The 21399-nt window shown below is 44.5% G+C and carries 22 protein-coding genes; 16 read left to right on the top strand and 6 right to left on the bottom strand.

Annotated elements, in window-relative coordinates; all coding sequences use genetic code 11:
- Positions 1 to 130: 130 nt before the first annotated feature.
- The 3 genes from nth to QUA50_RS18725 form a co-directional block, all read right to left on the bottom strand.
- Positions 131 to 793 (bottom strand): endonuclease III, encoded by a 663-nt coding sequence (nth, locus tag QUA50_RS18735; protein WP_333261472.1) that lies wholly within the window; start codon positions 791 to 793, stop codon positions 131 to 133.
- 335 nt (positions 794 to 1128) lie between these two features.
- Positions 1129 to 2223: an RIP metalloprotease RseP gene (gene rseP / locus QUA50_RS18730; RefSeq protein ID WP_333261469.1), complete on the bottom strand. Its 1095-nt coding sequence runs from the start codon at positions 2221 to 2223 to the stop codon at positions 1129 to 1131.
- 35 nt (positions 2224 to 2258) lie between these two features.
- Positions 2259 to 2420, bottom strand: a complete 162-nt coding sequence (locus QUA50_RS18725; RefSeq protein WP_333261466.1) for a hypothetical protein — start codon at positions 2418 to 2420, stop codon at positions 2259 to 2261.
- 57 nt (positions 2421 to 2477) lie between these two features.
- On the opposite strand from QUA50_RS18725, the gene QUA50_RS18720 reads away from it, so the two are divergent.
- The 7 genes from QUA50_RS18720 to QUA50_RS18690 all read left to right on the top strand — a co-directional run bounded on the left by QUA50_RS18720 (position 2478) and on the right by QUA50_RS18690 (position 10010).
- The gene (locus QUA50_RS18720) at positions 2478 to 3155 is read left to right on the top strand and encodes an ATP-dependent Zn protease (protein WP_333261464.1); all 678 of its coding nucleotides are present in this window, start codon (positions 2478 to 2480) and stop codon (positions 3153 to 3155) included.
- Between the two features lie 216 nt (positions 3156 to 3371).
- On the top strand, positions 3372 to 3923 hold the full coding sequence (locus QUA50_RS18715) for a hypothetical protein (protein ID WP_333261461.1): 552 nt from the start codon (positions 3372 to 3374) through the stop codon (positions 3921 to 3923).
- 144 nt (positions 3924 to 4067) lie between these two features.
- On the top strand, positions 4068 to 4340 hold the full coding sequence (locus QUA50_RS18710; RefSeq protein ID WP_333261458.1) for a hypothetical protein: 273 nt from the start codon (positions 4068 to 4070) through the stop codon (positions 4338 to 4340).
- Positions 4330 to 4626: a Uma2 family endonuclease gene (locus QUA50_RS18705; protein WP_333261455.1), complete on the top strand. Its 297-nt coding sequence runs from the start codon at positions 4330 to 4332 to the stop codon at positions 4624 to 4626. The genes QUA50_RS18710 and QUA50_RS18705 overlap by 11 nt, the downstream gene beginning before the upstream one ends.
- A 557-nt stretch (positions 4627 to 5183) precedes the next feature.
- Complete coding sequence (locus tag QUA50_RS18700; protein WP_333261453.1) at positions 5184 to 6614, top strand: MFS transporter; 1431 nt, start codon at positions 5184 to 5186, stop codon at positions 6612 to 6614.
- A gap of 714 nt (positions 6615 to 7328) precedes the next feature.
- Positions 7329 to 7454, top strand: a complete 126-nt coding sequence (locus tag QUA50_RS18695) for a hypothetical protein (RefSeq protein WP_333261450.1) — start codon at positions 7329 to 7331, stop codon at positions 7452 to 7454.
- 198 nt (positions 7455 to 7652) lie between these two features.
- Complete coding sequence (locus QUA50_RS18690; RefSeq protein WP_333261447.1) at positions 7653 to 10010, top strand: polysaccharide biosynthesis tyrosine autokinase; 2358 nt, start codon at positions 7653 to 7655, stop codon at positions 10008 to 10010.
- Positions 10011 to 10375: 365 nt separating this feature from the next.
- On the opposite strand, the gene QUA50_RS18685 is transcribed toward QUA50_RS18690, so the two are convergent.
- Together QUA50_RS18685 and QUA50_RS18680 are read right to left on the bottom strand one after the other, a co-directional pair.
- The gene (locus QUA50_RS18685; RefSeq protein ID WP_333261591.1) at positions 10376 to 12835 is read right to left on the bottom strand and encodes a CBS domain-containing protein; all 2460 of its coding nucleotides are present in this window, start codon (positions 12833 to 12835) and stop codon (positions 10376 to 10378) included.
- Between the two features lie 94 nt (positions 12836 to 12929).
- Entirely contained in the window at positions 12930 to 14183 is a 1254-nt protein-coding gene (locus QUA50_RS18680) for a transposase (RefSeq protein ID WP_333261444.1), read from the bottom strand.
- 289 nt (positions 14184 to 14472) lie between these two features.
- Here QUA50_RS18680 and QUA50_RS18675 point away from each other — a divergent pair, with 289 nt between their 5' ends.
- From QUA50_RS18675 to arsS, 8 genes are all read left to right on the top strand, one after another.
- Positions 14473 to 15147 carry a HEAT repeat domain-containing protein gene (locus QUA50_RS18675; protein WP_333261441.1) on the top strand — a complete coding sequence of 225 codons (675 nt, stop codon included), beginning with the start codon at positions 14473 to 14475 and terminating at the stop codon, positions 15145 to 15147.
- A gap of 177 nt (positions 15148 to 15324) precedes the next feature.
- Positions 15325 to 15579, top strand: coding sequence for a hypothetical protein (locus QUA50_RS18670; protein WP_333261438.1), 255 nt, complete (start codon positions 15325 to 15327; stop codon positions 15577 to 15579).
- Positions 15580 to 15676: 97 nt separating this feature from the next.
- A complete protein-coding gene (locus QUA50_RS18665) occupies positions 15677 to 16036 on the top strand; it encodes a metalloregulator ArsR/SmtB family transcription factor (protein ID WP_333261437.1) in 360 nt (119 codons plus the stop codon).
- Between the two features lie 116 nt (positions 16037 to 16152).
- Entirely contained in the window at positions 16153 to 17181 is a 1029-nt protein-coding gene (locus tag QUA50_RS18660) for a PstS family phosphate ABC transporter substrate-binding protein (RefSeq protein ID WP_333261434.1), read from the top strand.
- Between the two features lie 101 nt (positions 17182 to 17282).
- On the top strand, positions 17283 to 17993 hold the full coding sequence (locus tag QUA50_RS18655) for an MIP/aquaporin family protein (protein WP_333261431.1): 711 nt from the start codon (positions 17283 to 17285) through the stop codon (positions 17991 to 17993).
- A gap of 7 nt (positions 17994 to 18000) precedes the next feature.
- On the top strand, positions 18001 to 18657 hold the full coding sequence (gene arsH, locus QUA50_RS18650) for an arsenical resistance protein ArsH (protein WP_333261428.1): 657 nt from the start codon (positions 18001 to 18003) through the stop codon (positions 18655 to 18657).
- Between the two features lie 36 nt (positions 18658 to 18693).
- The gene (gene arsC / locus QUA50_RS18645) at positions 18694 to 19089 is read left to right on the top strand and encodes an arsenate reductase, glutathione/glutaredoxin type (RefSeq protein WP_333261425.1); all 396 of its coding nucleotides are present in this window, start codon (positions 18694 to 18696) and stop codon (positions 19087 to 19089) included.
- 203 nt (positions 19090 to 19292) lie between these two features.
- On the top strand, positions 19293 to 20279 hold the full coding sequence (gene arsS, locus QUA50_RS18640; protein ID WP_333261422.1) for an arsenosugar biosynthesis radical SAM (seleno)protein ArsS: 987 nt from the start codon (positions 19293 to 19295) through the stop codon (positions 20277 to 20279).
- Positions 20280 to 20303: 24 nt separating this feature from the next.
- On the opposite strand, the gene QUA50_RS18635 is transcribed toward arsS, so the two are convergent.
- Positions 20304 to 20510: a hypothetical protein gene (locus QUA50_RS18635; protein WP_333299482.1), complete on the bottom strand. Its 207-nt coding sequence runs from the start codon at positions 20508 to 20510 to the stop codon at positions 20304 to 20306.
- A 36-nt stretch (positions 20511 to 20546) separates the two neighbouring features.
- On the opposite strand from QUA50_RS18635, the gene QUA50_RS18630 reads away from it, so the two are divergent.
- Entirely contained in the window at positions 20547 to 21272 is a 726-nt protein-coding gene (locus tag QUA50_RS18630; RefSeq protein ID WP_333261416.1) for a TVP38/TMEM64 family protein, read from the top strand.
- The last annotated feature ends 127 nt before the right edge of the window (positions 21273 to 21399 follow it).

Raw genomic sequence — 21399 nt, 5'->3', positions numbered from 1 at the left:
AATCACTCAACATTTTTGTGGTACAGGCATCTTGCCTGTACTTAACCTTTGTGCAACACCAAACTATTAGCAGAAGGGTAAAAATCTGCAATCACTCAACATTTTTGTGGTACAGGCATCTTGCCTGTACTTAACCTTTGTGCAACACCAAACTATTAGCAGAAGGACACAATTCTGCAAGTTCGCAAATATTGCAATCCGGATTTCTCGCATTACAAACTGCCCTGCCGTGATAAACCAACCGAATCGACCAATTTTCCCAATCGGGCTGCGGCAACAATATCATCAAATCCCGCTCGATCCTTGTAGGATCGGTATGTTCGGTCAATCCCAACCGCTGAGTCAAACGTTTGACGTGAGTGTCTACCGTCACGCCCATATTAATACCAAAAGCGTGGGCGAGAACGACATTAGCCGTTTTGCGGGCAACTCCGGGCAATTCTAGCAGCAGTTCCATCCGCTGCGGCACTTGATTGTTAAATTTATTGACGATCGCCTGACAAGCACCTTTAATATTTTTAGACTTATTCCGGTAGAAACCAGTCGATCGCACGAGACTTTCCAATTCTTCTATATCAGCATTTGCCAAAGCAACCGCATCGGGAAAACGCTCAAACAAAGCCGGCGTTACCAAATTTACCCGATCGTCCGTACACTGAGCCGAGAGAATCGTCGCCACCAGCAACTGCACGGGAGTTTCGTAGTTGAGAGTGCAAGGAGCTTCTGGATAGAGGCGTTTGAGGCGAATCAGAATTTCGAGCGATCGTTGTTTTAAACTTAACTTTTTAGTCATTAGTCAGTAGTCAGTAGTCAGTAGTCAGTAGTCATTAGTCAGTAGTCATTAGTCATTTATTATTTGTTTTTAACTTCCAGGCACGACCGGGGAACCCATAACTAGAGGCTTTGCCTCGCTTGCGTAGGAAAAAAAGAAGATGGAAAAATAGAAAAATAGGAAAACGGAAAACTAGACATAATTCTTCCTTCTTCCTTATTCCTGAAATCCGTTACATCCGTTACATCCGTTACAGAATCCGTTGCCGAACTTCCTTATTCCTGAAATCCGTTACATCCGTTACATCCGTTACAGAATCCGTTGCCGAACTTCCTTCTTCCCTCTTCCTTCAATTACTATTGCATGAAATTTCGCAAATCAAACCCAGCCAAATTAGCAGTATCGCGAATAATCAAGAAAATCCCCAAACCCAGCAACAACACCAAACCTGTCTGCATGACATTTTCCTGAATGCGGTTCGGCAGAGGCTTGCCCCGCAGTCCTTCTATTAACAGAAAAGCTAGCTGACCCCCGTCCAAAGCAGGTAAAGGCAAGATATTAATCACAGCCAAATTGATGCTAATTAGCACAGCATACTGAAACAAACTCGCAGCATCCGATTTGGCAATCCCTGCACCAATCGCCACAATCGCCACAGGCCCGGACAACTTGTCAGCAGTCTGGCTGAAATTGCTAAGTAACTGCCCGAAACCTTGAACCGTCAGCACCACAATCCGCTCAAATTCTTTGGCGGCCTTGCTAAACGCCTCTACAAATCCGGCCCTCTGCCGCACCACAGTGCCGTTAGAAGTTAGCTGCACGCCAATGCGACCTTTGCCGTCGGGCGACTCTTCAGGAGTTACTGTCACCACAAATTTTTGTTCTTGGCGCTGAATTTCCAACGCTAGGGGTTGGTTGGGACGATCTTGGATTGCTGCGACCAATAATTTGACTGCTTCGCCGGAAGCGCCCAATTCCTTGCCGTCAACAGACAGAACAACGTCGCCCGATCGAATTCCCGCTTGTTTCGCGGCCGAACTGACTTCCGCGGCAACTTCCGGGACTTTAACTCCCGGTAGATAGTTCATTTGTGCCGCGCCGACAGTGCTCAATTGCACCACCAGCAGGAAATAAGCAAAAATTAAGTTGGCAATTACCCCTGCGCTAATGACGATCGCCCGATCAAGTACGGGGCGATTTTTGAGCAAATTCGGGTCATTTGGGGGAATTGTACTGTCTGGATCGTCGTCCGGGAAACCCACGAAACCTCCCAGGGGAAAGGCGCGGAGGGCGTATTCAGTTTCCGGGCCTTGGTACTTCCAGAGGATTGGCCCGAAACCGATGGAGAAGCGGTTGACGTGGATGTGTTGAAGTCTAGCCGCCAAGAAGTGGCCGAGTTCGTGAACGACAATCAAGATACCTAAAACTGCGATCGCTGCCAAAACTGACATGAAGGATTCCACTAACACTTTTACTGGACTTTGATTTATTTTAATATCTTTTTAATATCGGTGGCTTCGGAGGGGCAATTTTCAGTCAAACTGGAAGGTAGTGTTTTTGTCGGAAGTCCCGGCTGCTGCGATCGACCCGACGCTGCCAAACCGATCGCGCGATCGTACCTGAGTTTACCTCTAAAACCCATTCCCATTACCAATTCCCTATTACAAATTACCCATTACTAATTCCCAGTTACCCATTCGCCATTATGAAAGACACTTCTTTGAATATTATCGCTATTTCTATCTTTGCCATCACCGTTTCCATATTGTTGGGGCCCCTATTCAACTTGCCAGAAGCCGTACCTGCGATCGCCACTTTTTGCCTTTTGGGGCTAGCCACCCTTGACAGTTTCCAGTGGCAAGGTCAAGGCGGTACTATTTTATTAGATTGGCTGGGGGGAACTTCCAAACAAAAGCGCGATCGTATCCTTCACCACGAAGCCGGACACTTCCTAGTCGCGCACCTGTTGGGAATTCCCGTAACCAGCTACGCCCTCAACGCTTGGGAAGCATTTAAACAAGGTCAAACAGCCCAAGGCGGCGTCCGATTTGAAGACGAACAATTAGCATCTCAACTCCAAAGTGGCACACTTTCCGCCCAACTTTTAGACCAATACTGCACAGTGTGGATGGCCGGAATAGTCGCCGAAAAATTTGTTTACGGCAGCGCACAAGGAGGATCAGAAGACCGCACAAAAATTAGTGCAATTTTAACACAACTGCGCCGTCCTAGTTCCGAAATTCAACTCAAACAAAACTGGGGTTTGCTGCGAGCAAAAAACCTGATCGAAAGCCACAAATCAGCTTATGAAGCTCTAGTAGTAGCCATGGAAAAAAGAGCCCCTGTTGCCGAATGCTGCGACATAATTCAGCAAAATTTATAGGATAAAAAAGATTACGCACTCTTGCCTTCTACACCCGGCTTCTCTCTAAATTTGTCACTAAGCTGTTCTGGATTTAAATTGTATTTCAAAAAACTTAAATTCTTGTGGGTGGGCGTCCCGCCCGCCCTGAATATACAATTTAAATGCGCGACAGCTTAAAACAAAAAAAATGCGTAGAAACCGAGTTTAACAGCGTATTATAGGGATTAAAAATTCATGTCAGAACCAAATATTTTCCCAACAACACTGCAAACAGCCAACCCAAATACAGAAAAATTGTTGTGGCTGTTCGGTTTCCGGATCGACCCTGGCACCGAAATACCAAATCTATATACTCTAATTGTCTATGGAGAACAAGAGCCACCCTTAGTAGCCGGCGGTCAACTTGTATTTTTTACCCGTCCAGAATTAGCGATTAACGCTCTCCAATTGTGCAATATCGATGTCAGCGAACTGGGAAACCCACCCACACAAATAGACGCTATTTGCGACATTGCAGAAACGCTGTACTTGCTCGATGCCGAAGATTTTGACGAGTCAGCTACTATCCTCAACTGTTTGAACGCGCTTTTCGATTTAGTGAAAGCTACTTTAATACCGATGCCAACTGAATATAAGCGCATACTTTATGATTTTGCAGACCATTTGAATATTGAGGAAGAGTTTGCAAGTTTTTTAGACGCAGAAGATATTCAGCGATCGGAAATTGTCAATGCCATTTTGTGGTGTGTGGGAGCAATTACAGCTAAATCTAGATTGTTGACCTAGTAATTTGAGATTTAAAGTGGTCCGGGAATATACCAAAGAAACCGGATTTTTTACCAGTGTTAAAGTCTCTCATCCAGTATTTTGATAAAAAACCCGGTTTCTGCCTCTAGGATAATAGATAATATCGCCCAAGGAAATTGTGCCATGACAGTAACAGATGTACGCTTGTGGACTGTAGCCGAATACCGCCGCATGACCGAAACAGGCATTCTAAATCCCGATGAACGAGTCGAATTAATTGACGGGCAAATTATCTCAATCAGTGCAAAAAATCCTCCCCACGCAGCAACGAACCTCTGTGCAGCCGACTATCTGATAAATCTGCTGGCAGGACTTGCTTTAATTCGCATTCAAGACCCGGTTACTCTAAGTATTAAATTCAGAACCACAACCCGATATTGCTGTAGTGCAAATTGACCCTCGGCTGTACCAAGATTTTCATCCCGCACCAGACAATATTTTATTATTAATAGAAATAACTGACACGACTTTAGAAACAGACCGCAAGCGGAAAGCACCGACCTATGCTAAGGCGGGAATTACTGATTATTGGATACTTGATGTTAACACGCGGCAAGTTTATGTTTTTCGCGAACCGGGCGAGGCAAAGTACCGACAAGAAACAGTATTTAATGAAGATGATGTTTTGTCTATGCTGGCCTTTCCAGAAATAGAAGTTCAGATTTCGCAACTGTTTCCTTAAGTCTGTGGGCTGCGGGTTTATCGATATCTTTAGCTACCGACCGATATTTCGGGTAAAACCCGCCCCTTGTATGGTGCGTAGCTGCTACGGTATCTACGGGTATTGTGTATATTGATATCGATATAATTACCACAACGTTGTAGGGGCGGGTTCACAAACCATACATAACAATGACCGACAATTCATATAAACCCGCCCCCACCCCACCGTAAATCTGAACGTACATTTAGCTTGGAAAGTTGGGTATGGGCGGGTTTATGAGATTGTTTGTTTTGGGGCGATTATTGTTGGTAAACCCGCCCCTTGTATATTCAAAAAAAGAGGTATCTTGCGATTTACCGTTGGGTGGGGGCGGGTTTATGAGATTGTTTGTTTTGGGGCGATTATTGTTGGTGAACCCGCCCCTACAAATCTATCAATGCCCAATTCCCAATTATCAATTACCAATTCTTCAGAATAATCCCGATCGCTACAAAAAACTTAGTATTAGGGCGTAGCGTGAGTTATACTCCTACTGGAAAGACTGTGACTGCCAAAAAATCTCGAAATCAAAGTTTATGAGCAACACTTCCGGGCCTCAACCAGCCGCCAACAATCCCGCAACACAAAAACTCAGTTTCTCTACAAAATTAGCTTACGGTGCCGGCGACCTCGGCCCGGCAATTACCGCGAATGTGTTGGCATTTTACCTCCTAGTTTTCTTTACCAATGTCGCTGGTTTACCTGCCGGCTTAGCCAGCAATATTTTGGTAGTTGGCAAGGTTTGGGATGCCATAAATGACCCGATTGTGGGGGTTTTGAGCGATCGCACTTCTCACCCTTGGGGCCGCCGATATCCTTGGATAATATATGGTGGCATTCCCTTCGGCATATTCTTCTTATTACAGTGGATAGTACCTAGCACGGATCACACAGTGTTATTTTGGTACTATGTTGCGATCGGGATTTTGTTCAACACCGCCTACACCGCTGTCAATCTTCCCTACACTGCCCTGACTCCAGAACTTACTCAAGACTACAACGAACGCACTAGCCTTAATAGTTTTCGGTTTGCTTTCTCCATTGGCGGCAGCATTTTTTCATTAATCTTAGCTCTAATTATCTTTGCTGTATTTGAAAAAGACCCGAATCAACAATATTTAGTATTAGGTGCAATCTGTGCAGTTATCTCTGTCTTGCCTTTGTACTGGTGCGTTTTGGGAACTCGCAAGCACGTCGCAGCCCAACTATTAGAAAACGCCGAACTCGATAATTCTACATCCTTGCCACTGAAAGAACAGTTGCAGATTGCATTTAGCAATCGCCCTTTTTTGTACGTCATTGGAATTTATCTTTTTTCTTGGCTGGGAGTGCAGTTGACGGCTACTATTATTCCCTACTTTGTTGTTAACTGGATGCAACAGCCACAGTACGTTTTTAGCTTGGTGGCGATCGCAGTTCAAGGCACTGCATTAATCATGCTATTTGTTTGGAGTAAAGTCAGCGAGAGATACGGCAAAAAAGCCGTATATTTTATGGGCATGAGTCTGTGGATTATTGCCCAAGCTGGACTATTTTTCCTGCAACCAGGACAAGTATTGCAGATGTACCTATTAGCAGTCATGGCAGGTGTGGGAGTTTCCACGGCTTATCTAATACCTTGGTCGATGATACCGGATGTGATCGAACTCGACGAACTGCAAACAGGTGAAAGACGCGAAGGCGTTTTCTATTCGTTTATGGTACTGCTGCAAAAAATCGGATTGGCAGGGGGTTTGTGGTTGGTAGGCCAAGCATTAGAAAAAGCTGGATTTCTATCTACAGTTCCGGGACAGCCTGCACCCGTACAGCCGGAGTCGGCACTGTTTGCGATTCGAGTTGCGATCGGGCCCCTCCCCACAATTGCTTTAATTGCTGGGATGATTCTCACATACTTTTATCCCATAACCCGCGAAGTTCATGCAGAAATATTGTTGAAGCTGCGAGAAAGAAAAGCACAAAATCAGTAAGCGCTAATAAGGAGTAGTTGGTAATTCGTAAACTCGAAAAATAACAACTACCGATAGCTAATCCGGGCGATATTAATAGCAATCCTCCCATCCTATGCAAACTTTTTTTTTCTTTAACAATGTGTCATCTTCTTATGGCATCGGTTAATTCAAAAAAAACCGTTGCGCGTTTCCCGAAAGGATTGCTATAGGTTGCTCGGAGGGCGAATAAAAGCGATAGTTTTAGTAATAGCCCCGGAACACAGAAACCTAGTTTTTTTACGAAAATACATAAATCGCGCCGCGCCATCCGCCCCGGTAGAAAAACCCCGAATGCTTGAGTTGTTCTAAATGTCGATCGGGCTTTAAAATACCAATTATTAAATTTTATGTCTATCGCGCACTATCGAAATGAGTTTGCGATATAATTAATGCGGTAAAATAAGTATATACACTTAATCATTCATCTAACTCTTCAAAAAGTTTATAATTAAAAGAAGAAACAGATTGTTTTCGGAAATTGATTCGATTATTTGCCGTTCCCAAAACTCTGCCGAATGTGGCTAATTATATCTATAGGGGAAATGCAACACTTTTTAGCCGATCGGTTAGCGCGTAAGTTAACAAGTGCTTCTGTCGTTGACTCCGAACCGAAAAATCGCATAGAGGACAAACCAATACCAGCGCAAGCGGCGGCTGAGGTGTTACGGTCAATTGTAAAAGTTTGGTAAAGTTATGGAACCCGCTGTAGCGAAGCTGAGCAACACCAGAAAAAGTTGGCTGCGTCGCCCGGAAACCCTAAATACAAGCACAACGCAGCAGAGCCAAATGCAGTCTGATATCACTCTCCAGCAGTTGTAAAAGAACTTTTACCGCCGGCCTAGCATAAGGATTTAGTGATTTTTGTATACTATGTGAAAGTAGTGAGAACTATTAGAAGGAAGTGGGATCGACCAACTAATAATTTCGTGTGATATCCTTAAGCCAATGCTCAAAGTATCAACCTGAAGGCTCGCAGAAGAAAGCTGATTTTACCCACAAAATATCAAAGAGGTCAACATGGAAAGAGAACAGGACGCTCATATCGTACCAATTAGCAACCACAGCCGACAGGTGCAGCAATTTTCCGTTGACGAGGGAGAAGATTTAAGCGCGCAGCCTCAGAAAGGATTGAATGTAAAGCCGTTGTTGAGGACTTTTCAGCGAAAAGGCCTAATCATTATTGGGATTATAGGTTTAGTAGTCGGCGGAGTTGTTTATCAGATCCAGGGAGCTAAGAAAACATATCAAGGCGATTTTCGGATGCTAGTGGAACCCGTGACAACGGAGGCAAGAATTGCTGATCCCGCTGCTCTAGCCACTCGCAGCGAGGGGGGAGGAGTACCTAGTAGAGATTTTTTTAGTTTGGACTATGCAACTCAACTGCAAATTCTCCAGAGTCCTCAGATGCTGGGGGCTATTGTTAAACAAGTCCAAAAACGATATCCAAAATTCACTGAGAAAATTCTCCAAAAAGAATTAGCCGTTTTGCGGCTGGGAGAAGATCAGATGACGATGACTAAAATTTTGGAAGTTCGCTTCATGGGGAATGACCCGGAATTTGTTGAGTTCGTTTTACAAGAAATTAAAAAGAAATATTTAAAGTACAGTCTTGATGAACGCAAGACTCGGATTGGTGAAGGTGTTAAATTTATTGAAGACCAGCTTCCGGGACTCAATAAGCGCGTAAACAACCTGAAATCGGAGTTACAGGTGATACAGCAGCAGCAAAAGATTACCAATCCTCAAGAACAAGGCGCACAATTAATCCAGCAAGTTCGTGCCGTAGAAACTTTAGAGTTAGAAACTCAAAGGCTACTGCAAGAACAGAAAACGCTGTACGCTAACTTGCAAAAACAATTAGATTTTACACCAAATGAAGCTATTGCTGCTTCAGCTTTAAGCGAAGAACCTCAATATAAAGAGTTGCTGACCAAGGTTAAGGAAGTAGAAGGTCAGATTGCTGTAGAAACAGCACGTTTTAAATCTGCTAACCCTATAGTGGAAGCTTTAGAGCGCAAGCGGGCAAATTTAGTAGCTTTGCTCAACCAGCAAACCGATCGAATTTTGGGGCAAAATTTAGTAGGCACCCAAGCCAATTCTAAAGTTCAGAATTTTCAAAATTCTATTCGCATAGGCTTGATTAAACAATTGGTTGATACTGCTAACCAAGTTGAAGTCTTAGAAGCTCGCCTTCAGGCGATCGCCCAAAATAAAAACAATTTAAACAGGCAAGCAACAGAATTCCCCACCATAGCCCGCCGCTACAACGAACTGCAACAGCAATTAGAAGTAGCCGCCCGCACCCGCGATCAACTTCTAAGCCAGCGGGAAACTCTGCGCGTCCAAGCAGCTCAAAGCCAAGTACCTTGGGAAATAATTTCTGAACCGCGGATACCGCTAGATGAGAAGGGCAACCTGATGCCAGTTCCATCGAAAGCTAAAAACAAATTGATGATGGCAGTTGTTGGGGCGCTAGTTTTGGGTCTGGGAACTGCTATCCTCATTGAAAAAATCCGCAATATTTTCTACTGTGCTGATGACGTGAAAGATGCGGTTGATGTGCCTTTATTGGGAGCAATTCCTCTGGACAAAAATGCTAGAAAATTGCCGCCTTCTATTGCTAATGCCTATGCTTATATTGAAGGAAAAGAGGGTAATAAGAAAATTGCTGCAGAATTTATAGAAGCTTTTGACACTCTTTATACTAATATCCGCTTTCTTTCTTCAAATCGAACGATTAGCTCTGTGGTAATTGGTTCGGCTACAGTTGGCGAAGGCAAATCTACCGTTGCTTTAAACTTAGCTCATGTGGCAGCGCTAGCGGGTCAGCGAGTGCTGTTGGTAGACGCGAATTTGCATTCCCCCAGCCTGCATTTGCTGTTGGAAGTGCCTAATGTCAAGGGATTGAGCAACTTGCTAGACCATAAAAACGAACCCCATGAAATTATCCAACGATCGCATCTAGCAGATAATCTTTTTGTATTAACTGCTGGTATCCCGAATCCTGGTACTGCCAGACGGCTGGCATCATCTCAGATGCAGTATTTAATGGAAGAACTTCAGGCAAAATTTGACTTAGTTATCTACGATACGCCGCCGCTAGTTGACAGTAAAGATACGAATTTTTTAGCGGCGCGCACCGATGGCATACTGATGGTTGTAGCAATTCGGCAGGTTCCTTTTTCAGTTGTCCAAAAAGTTTTCAGTCAATTAGAAAATTTTGGCATACCATGCTTGGGCACAGTTGCGAATCATGCCCCTAAACGCAAGAAGTATCCAGCATCGAGAGCATCAGTTGTTGAAGGTAAAAATGAATATTTGAATTTGACACCAGCACCGTCTCCTATCCGCAAACTAGCTCCCAAAAAAGAGTGAGATCCAACAAAGATGACCCCTAAAAAAGATACCAGCCCTCGACAGGAGTCAATCGATTTGAAATTTGAGATTTGAGATTAAAGAATTGACTTGCGCGAGATAAATGCTCTTTCTTGAGGATTTTTGATTTTCGATTTGGGATTGATTCCACGGATAAATCACGTGGCGGGTACCACCTTTGAAATTCGCGGTCATGGAACTCCCAAAATTTTAGATTCTTGTTCAATCTCCCAGATTCGTCTGTGGAGTAAATCGAAAATCTAAAATCGTTGGACTGAGCGCGACTTGAAGCTCGCGCTCAGTCCAACCTCTTAGGCAGAAGTCTAAAATCTAAAATCTAAAATCTAAAATTGACTGAGTGCGGACTAATTTCCATCCGGGTTCGTAGGAAATGTGACGATAAAATTAGTCCAGCCATTGCTGCTTTCAACCTCAATTTTTCCCTGCAACTGTTCCACAAGTTTTTGAACCAAAGCTAAACCCAAACCTGTACCTCCTTGTTTCCAAGGATCTGCGTTGGGAACTCGATAAAATTTCTCAAAGATTCGAGGCAATTCCTCTATTGAGATGGACGATTGATTGCTGAGTGTAAATTGGATTGCTGAAGCCACAGCACTTGCTTGTCGCGAATTTGTCCTTTGTTCTCCTTGTTCCCCCTCTCCGTTTTTGCACTCAACTTTCAGAAAAATTTCGCCGTCATTGGCAGTATATTTGCAGGCATTGTTGAGGAGTTCGGCTAAAATTCGTCCCAAACTAGCGCGGTTGGAACTGATCGTGGGGAGGTGGCGCGAGCACTCTACTCGCAAATCCTGGTGGCGGTCGTGGGCCCGGGTGTAAAACGGGTCGATAATAGTAGGCAGCCAGAGTTCTAAGTTTACTGGTTCGAGGTCGATCGGACAAGTTGCAGCTTCGAGCCGCTGCAAATCTAGCAAAGCATTAATCAAGTCTGTTTCTCTAGTACATTCTGTTTCTAAAATTTCTAGGTAAATCTGGCGTCGCTCTGGTGTGGGAGAAATTCTCAGCATATGAATAGCCATTTTTATATTAGCTAAAGGCGTCCGCAGTTCGTGAGAAACTGTGCTGAGAAATTCATCTTTGAGGACGTTTAAATGCTGGAGTTCGTGAACTTTTTGCTGCAATTCGGCGGTGCGTTCTTGGACTTGGCGTTCGAGGTCAGTGTTGAGATTTTGGACTTGCTGATAGAGTTGGGCTTGCTGAATGGCGATCGCGATTTGAGTTGCCAGTTGCAGCAGCAAATCCACTTCCGAAGGCTGCCACTGACGGGATTGGGAACACTGATGAACACACATCATCCCCCACAAATTGCCGTCTTGCAAAATTGGTACAATCAAATAAGCTTTGATTTGCGCTTGGTGGAACCAGGCATATTTTTCGGCACTCAAACAGGCTTGTTCGATGTCGGGGACGGCATAAATTTCCTGTTCTATCACCGAAGCAGATTCTTGCCAAATATTATCGGGCAGGATTTCTCCTAAGATTGAAGGCCCATTTTCGGCCACTGATTCTGCCACTACAATGCCGTAGTTGCTGGACTCTAAATGCAGGATGGCTACTCGGTCAGCTTGCAAAACTTGGCGGACTTCATCGACGCTGGCGTTGAGAATTTCTTCGAGGTTTAAGGATTGGTGAATCCGCAAGGAAATGTGAGTTAACAGCCGATCGCGCTGCAATTGTTCGTGGAGTTTTGCAGTCCGTTCCCGCACCTGCTGTTCCAGTTTGGCGTTGCGGCTTTGCAACAGTTCCACTTTTTCGGCTTGCAATTGATAAACCGACTGCTGCAACTGTTTGACAACTCGGTACATTTCGGTGGGGTCGAGGACTCTGAGCAAGCTGGTCTGAGTAATAATTCCCAAGAGTTCTCTGCGCCCCCCGCACACGACCAACCGCTGCACTTGTTGCTGCTGCATTTCTTTGTGCGCCGTCCATAGGGAATCGGAAGGTTGAAGAAATTGCAGGGGAGTTCTCATGACTTTTTGAGCAGGGGTTTGCTGGAAATTTAGTTCGAGAAACTGTGCCTGCACCAGGTCATATTCGGTAATAATTCCCAGGGGTTGGTGAAAGGAATAGTGAAAAATGGAGGTATAGTCATCTTTGGGCTTCTCCATTGTTAATTCTTTGTTTTTTGTAATCACTACGCAACTGACTTGATGCTCTGACATCAGTTCGGTTATGCTTTTTAGCGAGGCGGTGTGAGGCGCTGTAATTGGCGTAGTCATTAATTCTGCTACCCGCCGCAATTTAAGAATGTTTGAAGGCTGCAATACTTGGCGAATTCTTTCCCGTGTCAGCACTCCTACCAAGTGGTGAAATTGATTGACGATCGGCAAATAGCGAATCTTGTGCTGGCGAAATAAGGATAAGGCGGTAAACACGTCTTGGTCATCGGATTCTGTGAGGGAGACCGACACCGGGGACATCACTTGGGAAATTGGTATTTTGTGCAGGGCTACTTTGTGCTGGCTGTCTATTGTGCCCGAAGCTATCAGCCTCACTAGGTCGGCGGGAGTTAATATGCCGATTAACAGTCCGCGGCTGGGGTTGTCGGATAAGTTGCCTGTGGTAATAGTCTGCTGGTTCTGCACGACGAACACGCAGCGGGCCCGCACCTTTTCCGGCGCGGCTGTTTCGGTCATCGCCCCCCGGTCTGAGGGTACAGGTGTTTTGACTAGGGGACAACTGTTTTGCAACTGACTCATCAGGGCGATCGCCACTGCTAAGGAAGTTTCTGGCCCGGCAGTGAGGGGGTAGCGATCGATCGCTTGTTCTAAGGCTGAGGAGTAAAGGGGCGGGTGGTAGAACGGCATAGTGGATGGCAGGTTGTCAGAGGGCGGCGAACGATCGGGCAAAGCCTTATGGAACGGCAGAAACAGTTCACAAAAAACCGGGCAATACTTGACATTACCGGATTTTTTGTGGCTCTTTTCGTACAGGTGAAACCCGTACAGGTGAAACTGCAAACACCTCTATACGGTTGCTGCACTCCTCAAAGGGTGAGTTGACCTTTACTTTTCTAATCATATTTAATGCTGCATTCACATCAGCATTAATCAGCGTTTCATTCCCCGACCGAAACAACCCACGTTTAACTCTCTTACCCTGGTAAGACTCTTGCTTACCGACTGGCTCTAAATCCAAAAAGCTGCACTTACTTGTATAAGATTCTTCTGTAACTGTTACCTTTATCTCCACTAACTCAGCTTTGTAAGTAATCATTTCTATGAGCTTGGCGTGAGGAATTGCTACAAACGTCGGATTCGTTTTTTTTCCTAATTCTAAATTTTGTTTCCACACCACATTTTTCCCAATAACTAACTGCCCCATTTGAGCGTCCACCAACCGCTTGACTATCAAACTGCTGGTTTGATGAATATAGTTTTCAACTCGCTTGTTTCGCTTAAAGATGATTTGCTGGATTTGAGGTGGGGTATATTTCCCTTGCTCAAGTTTAGACTGTAAAAATGCTCGGCGCTTATTGAATCCTTGATTGATTGATTTGAGATGTTTTCCATCAGAAAGAGTAGGAGTAAATGTTGGCTTATTTGATGCTAAAGCGACGAGATTATCAATCCCTAAATCTATACCTGCTATGAGTTGAGGGTTTAACTCCACCAACGTTACAGGCTTTTCACAAACAACCTCAACAACGTATGTCGCTGTGGCAGGAACTATCCTTACCTCTATGACATCTTGGGATTTTGTAGCAATTATTATGTCACTTTGAGATAAATGAAGTAGCCCATTATTTTTATTTCCCCCCCTTTTTACTATCGATTGGTTATCATAACTTAACAAGTTACGTCCACAGGTTTTATGCTTGTATTTGGTAATTCTGGGCGGGGATGAAAATTGATGGATATCTCGGTAATAAGCCTTGATTGACTTTTTCCAAGCCTCCCAATCGTGAATAACTTGTTTGAGAACTTGATTGCTAATTTTAGCAGGTAATGATTTATAGTCGGCTGTGGGTTTTAGGATGGCATATAACTGTTTTAGACTCCTGGCAGCGCCAAGTTTTGACCCAGAGTTAAAAAAGTGTTGCCTCATATAATAGTTACCATGATTGTAGAGATTTTTGGACAGCAAAGATAAGTCATCAAACTGTTTAAAAAACTGATGCTGCCGGTCTATGTAATGCCTTTCAACGACAATCATAATTTTTTGTGGGGATAAACGAAAAGTTTTTTGTGGCTTTGTTAAGCAATGTACAATAAAGTCCAGGGATTATCCGATATAGTGTAACACCTCGCCTGTGCTTGCGACTTAAATAATAGACTTTCTAATTGATTATTTCCATTAATCTGAGCTTCAGATTAATGGAAATAATCCGCAATCTCATTCATTTCAAATACGCAGGGCGGTTTTTACGACCTGCTTTTATCCTGAGACTCCCCTATAATCAAAATAAGCCGAATGTAAAGTTTTACTACAAGATTTATCCATAATGACAACTTTAAGCTTAGAGCAAATTGCAGCCAAGTTAGAAAGCCAAAATTCCGCCGATCGCATGGTGGCTTTGGCCAACTTGCGGAATGTGCCTGCAGCTATTGCGGTGCCTTTGATTAAAAAGGTGTTGAACGACGAAAGTTTGCAGGTGCGATCGATGGCTGTGTTTGCTCTTGGGGTCAAACCGACAGCAGAGTGCTATCCTATTCTAGTCAAATTGCTAGAAACAGACCCGGATTACGGCATTCGCGCTGACGCTGCAGGCGCTTTGGGCTATCTCGAAGATATCAGAGCTTTTGATGCTTTGGTGCGGGCTTTTTACGAAGATACTGAATGGCTGGTGCGCTTCAGCGCTGCTGTTTCTCTGGGGAATCTCAAAGATCCCCGGGCCCGCGATGTGCTGCTGAAAGCTCTCGACAGCGATCAAGTGGTGATCCAGCAGGCGGCAATTTCCGCTTTGGGGGAAATTAAAGATATTGGGGCGATCGATCGCATCCTCAACTTTGCTCAATCGGAAGATTGGCTGATCCGCCAGAGGCTGGCTGAAGCTTTGGGCAATTTGCCGAGTGTTAAGAGCGTTTCGGCTTTAAAATACTTAGAAAAAGATAGCAATTCTCAAGTATCTGAGGCGGCAACAATTTCTCTCGAACGCCTGTCAAAAGCAGAAGCGTGACATAAAATTTATAGTATGCTGAAAAACCCGGTTTCTTGAATAAACCGGGTTGATCCGTATTTGAGAAATTTTAATAAAATTTATAGAGTATTGAGTAAAACCAGATTATATTATATAAGCTGCTACGGCAAATATGAAGTTAAAATAGTTCTTTATATCCTTTAACCAAAACTAGCCATGAATCAAGCGCCCAATCCTTTTAACTCAACTCCCTCCAATCCGCTAGACCCCTTGGATCAACAAGTTGACGAGCAAGGTGAAGCATTGCCGAGACAGTACCACCCGGCAACTAAAAAAACTCTGCAAAAAGTCTTTATTATCCTGATAGTTGTCGGGGCAATTATTGGGGGAATTCTATCTATAGGGGTGATTTCGCTGATGCAAAAAGCAGGACTCACTGATGTGCCGGCAAGGGTACAGAATCCGAAGTAATCAACTCCGAAGAATCTGTCGATGCTGAATGCACTGATTTTCTGGGATGAAGCTTGAGAAACTATGATGTTTTGTATGGATGTTTTCAAAATAATTGATGCTTAAAAATTCTACGGCTGCGCCCGATCGCATTTCACAGCGACCGATTTCGGAAAAATTTGTCTCTGCAGGCTTTCACGCTCTTTCTGACCCCCTGCGGATTCAGATTCTGGAGTTGCTGCGGGAACAAGAATTGTGTGTTTGCGATTTGTGCGATCGGCTTGGAGTCCCTCAGCCTAAACTCTCTTTCCACCTCAAAACCTTGAAGGATGCAGCTTTAGTCCGCAGCCGCCAAGAAGGGCGCTGGATCTACTACAGCCTGAATCTAGCTCAGTTTCTCGCCCTCGAACAGTACCTCGCCGAATACCGCCGCTTCAGCCATATCCTGCCCGTGCGCCCCTGTTCCGACGCGAGTTAACCCATCAACATTTCTTAATGTGTTTACTCGCTGTTTGTCTTCCCCTATACTTGACATATCAAATTTTCTTGATATTATTCGACTGTACCCCTTAGTTATGGCATTGGGTGAGGTCAATGAACTCAGCAGAAAAGCCCAAGGTTTTCGCACTAAGTATAATTGCTTTGACCATAGGTGCGATCGGGCTCCTCAACTCCTGCACTCAAGTCCAGTCGCAAGAGTCGCAAAGCATTAAAATAGACGGTTCCAGCACGGTGTATCCAATTACGGATGCGATGGCAAAAGAATATCAAAATACGCAGCCCAAAAAAGCATCAATTACTGTTGAATTTTCCGGCACTGGTGGCGGATTTAGAAAGTTTTGTGCTGGCGAAACTGACATCAGCAACGCCTCGCGACCCATCAGCGCCGAGGAAATGGAAGCCTGCAACAAAGCAGGAATCCGCTACTACGAATTACCTGTCGCATTTGACGCGCTCACAGTAGTAGTCAATCCCAAAAACGACTGGGCAAAAGACATTACTGTAGAGGAATTGAAAAAGATTTGGGAACCCGCCGCCCAAGGAAAAATTACCCGCTGGAATCAGATTCGACCTAATTGGCCAAATCGACCCATCACCCTTTACGGTGCAGGTCAAGATTCCGGTACATTTGACTACTTCACAGAAGCCATAGTAAAAACTGCTAAAGCCAGTCGCACCGACTATACAGCTAGTGAAGATGACACAGTTTTAGTGCAAGGAATTATTAAAGACGAAAATGCTTTAGGTTACTTTGGATTGTCCTATTACGAAGACAACCAAAGTCAATTGAAAGCTGTAGGTATTGACAGAGGCAAAGGAGCAGTGTTGCCATCCCGCGAAACTGTAGAAAAAGCTCAGTATCAGCCCCTGGCACGACCTCTATTTATCTATGTCAACTACAACTCTGCTCAAAATAAAGTAGAACTACGCAACTTTGTAGAATTCTACATGAAGAAAGCTCCGACCTTAGTTAGTTCTGTGGGTTATATTCCTTTACCAAAAGAAGGCTACCAACTAATTTATCAGCACTTCTACAATGGCAAGGTGGGTACAGTTTTTGGTGGCCAAGCTCAGCTTGACTTGACTATTGGGGAGTTATTGCGACAGCAGGCAAATTTTTAGGTATCAGTGGTCATCTGTCAACTGTTGTAGCTTGTTAGCTGTTAATCTAGACTGGTAACTAAACTATAATAACCGAGGTAAAGTTATCGCGGATCTACTCAATGTTCAAGTCAGTTTCTAAAACAGTGAGAAGCTTGTTTTCACCGGAGTGCAGCAGAGAAGCGATCGCGGAATTTCTAGGTACATTTATTCTAGTTTTTGCAGGCACCGGCGCGGTGATGGTTAACAAAACTAGCGGTGGTTCCGTAACTCATTTAGGCATCAGTTTTGTATTTGGTGCAGTAGTAACTGCGATGATATACGCCCTAGGACACATCAGCGGCGCACACTTTAATCCGGCCGTAACTTTAGGCTTTTGGGCGAGCGGTTTTTTCCCAAAATACAAAGTTTTGCCTTACGTTTTAGCGCAGTGTGCGGGTGCTATCGCAGCTTCTCAAGTGCTGCTAATTACTTTAGGTAAAGTAGCAAATCTCGGTGCAACTCTCCCTCTCAACGGTAACTGGTTGCAGTCTCTAATTTTAGAAACAGTTTTGACCTTTATCTTAATGTTTGTTATCCTCGGTTCGGGACTTGACAGACGCGCTCACATCGGCTTTGCCGGGATAGCAATTGGGTTAACTGTAGGGTTAGAAGCTGCATTTATGGGGCCGATTACCGGAGCGAGTATGAATCCGGCACGATCGCTCGGCCCGGCTTTAGTTGGCGGCATTTGGGAACACCATTGGGTTTACTGGGTGGCTCCGATTTGGGGAGCGCAATTAGCAGTCGCAGTTTATCGGGAACTGTCTAACGGATTTCGGGATTTTAATTGAAAGCATCATGGCAAATTTTACGCACCAACCCAGAATTCTCTTTTTATACGGCTCGTTAAGAGAGCGTTCTTACAGCCGCTTGTTGGCGGAAGAATCGGCTCGAATTATTGAGGGCTTCGGTGCCGAAGTTAGGTTTTTCAATCCTCTTGAATTGCAGATTTACGGCAGCGTTCCCGATACTCATCCGAAGGTTCAAGAGTTGCGGGAATTGAGCCTGTGGTCGGAGGGACAAGTGTGGTCGAGTCCAGAAATGCACGGCAATATTACCGGCATTATGAAAAACCAAATTGACTGGATTCCTTTAAATATTGGGGCTGTCAGACCGACTCAAGGTCGAACTTTGGCGGTGATGCAAGTCAGCGGCGGTTCGCAGTCTTTTAATGCAGTCAATACTTTGAGAATTTTGGGCCGCTGGATGCGGATGTTTACGATTCCGAATCAGTCTTCGGTTGCGAAAGCTTATCAGGAATTTAATGAAGATGGGACGATGAAGGATTCGCCTTATCGCGATCGCGCGATCGACGTAATGGAGGAACTGTACAAGTTTACCTTGCTGTTGCGGGAGCAAACCGACTATTTGACCGATCGCTACAGCGAACGCAAGGAACAAGCCGCTAAAGAGGCGATCGCCCTAGCAAATCGCGCCCTTGAAACATCTAACTAACAACTAACAACCAATAACCAACAACTAACAAAAACCATGAAAAAAGTAATGTTTGTTTGCAAAAGAAACTCCTGCCGATCGCAAATGGCAGAAGGATTCGCTAAAACCATCGGAGCCGGCAAGATTGGAGTCACCAGTTCCGGGTTAGAATCAAGCAGAGTTCATCCGACAGCAATTCAAGTCATGTCAGAAATCGGCATTGACATCACCGATCAAACATCAAACCCATTAAACGAATTCAATGCAGAAGACTACGACGCCGTAATTTCTCTCTGTGGCTGCGGCGTGAATTTACCCGAAGCGTGGGTATTGCGAGAAGTGTTTGAAGATTGGCAACTCGACGATCCCGACGGACAACCCATCGAAACTTTTCACCGCGTTCGAGATGAAATTAAAGCACGAGTTGAAACATTAGTGGACACTCTAAAGTAAGATTAATAGTTCGCGATCGCACGGGTGGTCAGAAACCGGGTTTTTTCCCTAGAAGACGCCCTGCAGCCCGCAAAAATGGCAAAAAACCCGGTTTCTTTAGTCTTGATGCGTCAGTCCTAGTTGATAATTTGTGCTAAATTATCAGAGGCGTTCCGCCAGAACGCCTCTACATTCGTTGCGATCGCAGACCAAAAGGTGAGCAAATGATTCAGACGGCAGTCACGCCTTTCAAAAACAAAATTAACTCAGCTTTAACTAAAAAGCAGATTGCAGTTTTACAAATAAATCTCGGCAAACGCTGCAACCTCGCTTGCACTCACTGCCACGTAGAAGCTAGCCCGAAACGAACAGAAGAACTTTCCCCGGAAATTTGCGACCAATTAATTGAAATCATTCGCCGTTTTCCTCAAATTCAAACTGTTGACCTCACCGGCGGTGCTCCCGAAATGCTTTACGGTTTTAAACCGTTAGCGGAAGCTGCCAAGGCTGCAGGTAAAGAGGTAATTGTTCGTTCTAATTTGACGATTTACTTTGAAAAAGGTTTTGAAGATATTCCCGAATATTGCGCGCAGCATCAACTCAGAATTGTGGCGTCGCTTCCCTGCTATCAAGCTGACAATGTGGACAAAATGCGCGGCAGCGGTGTTTTTGACAGTTCGATTCGGGCGCTGCAAAAGCTAAATCAGTTGGGATACGGGAAAAACCCAAATTTAACTCTGGATTTGGTGTACAATCCGCAAGTGCCGGCAACAGACAAGTTTTCGCTAACACCGGAACAGGGTAAGTTAGAGCAAGATTACAAGGTTTATTTAGCCGAACATTTTGGGATTTGTTTTAATCAATTGTTTGCGATTACTAATTTGCCGGTGGGACGGACTAAGTTTCATTTGGAACATAAGAAACTTCACAAGCCTTATCTGGGGTTTTTGGAGGATAATTTTAATCCCGGTACTCTGGAACATTTAATGTGCCGTAACGAATTGTCGATCGACTATTTGGGCAATGTCTACGACTGCGATTTTAACCAAATGGAAAATCTGCCGGCGAAAACTGGCAGCGGGGAAAAGATAACTGCTGCTAAATTGCTCGCATCTGGCAGTTTAGATGTGATTCAAGAGGTGCAAACGGCTGCTTATTGTTACGGCTGTACGGCGGGTTGCGGTTCTAGCTGTGGCGGTACTTTGATTTAATGTTACATCTTGCACCAATATCAATCAAGGACTGGATACGATATCTTGTAGGGTGCGTCGCTGCCGGATTTGGGATTTACTTGCTCCTTGACGGGTGGCGACGCACCTTACTAATAAAGGACTGGATACGATATCTTGTAGGGTGCGTCGCTGCCGGATTTGGGATTTACTTGCTCCTTGACGGGTGGCGACGCACCTTACTGTATCTACAGGTTTTTGACAATGGTGCAAAATCTATGTATCTAATTTAGACGGAGATTTTAACTAATGAATGATTCGCGATCGCCCGGTGAAAATCCGCCGCCATCAAATAGGTGGAAGCTGATTTTAGGGATTGGTTTAGCTGTGGCTTTGATTGGGGCGGCAAAGTTTTTTAACTTTCAAGGAATTCTGAAAAATGCCTTGGAGTCGATCGCGAGTCTCGGCCCTTGGGGCCCGGCAGCTTTTATTCTAATTTACATTGTAGCAACGGTTCTATTTATCCCCGGTTCTTTGCTGACTCTCGGTTCTGGCGTTTTGTTCGGAGTCGTTGGCGGTTCGGTTTGTGTTTCCATCGGCTCGGTTTTAGGCGCAACTTGCGCTTTTTTGGTAGGGCGGTATTTAACTCGCGACTGGGTTTCCAAGCAGATAGAGGGCAATCAAAAATTTCAGGCGATCGACTCCGCAGTTGCTTCTGAAGGATGGAAAATTGTGCTGCTGACGCGACTTTCTCCCATTTTTCCGTTTAATTTGCTTAACTATGCTTTTGGAGTCACGCAGGTATCTCTAAAAGATTATTTTTTGGCATCTTGGATCGGCATGATTCCCGGAACAGTCATGTATGTTTATATCGGTTCCCTGGCCGGGAGTTTGGCTGCACTCGGATCTAGCGGGCGATCGCGCACTGCTGCTGAGTGGGTTCTCTACGGGATTGGTTTGGTAGCAACGATCGCCCTCACCGTTTATGCAACCCGCTTGGCAAAAAAAGCTTTAGATGAAAAAATTTCCCCTTGAACCTACAGCGCAAATTAGTAAAATTGTCAATATGTATTTACCCTTAAATTATAATACATTGCTAATTTAAAAAACTCCGTATTTTCTCTGTGTTATTTACAATTATTTTGTTATACAAACGAGATAG

The organism is Microcoleus sp. M2_D5 (genome assembly GCF_036701935.1).
Taxonomy (GTDB): Bacteria; Cyanobacteriota; Cyanobacteriia; order Cyanobacteriales; family Microcoleaceae; genus Microcoleus.
Note: the sequence above shows the minus strand (reverse complement) of the source record. Positions and strands in the feature narration are given on the sequence as shown.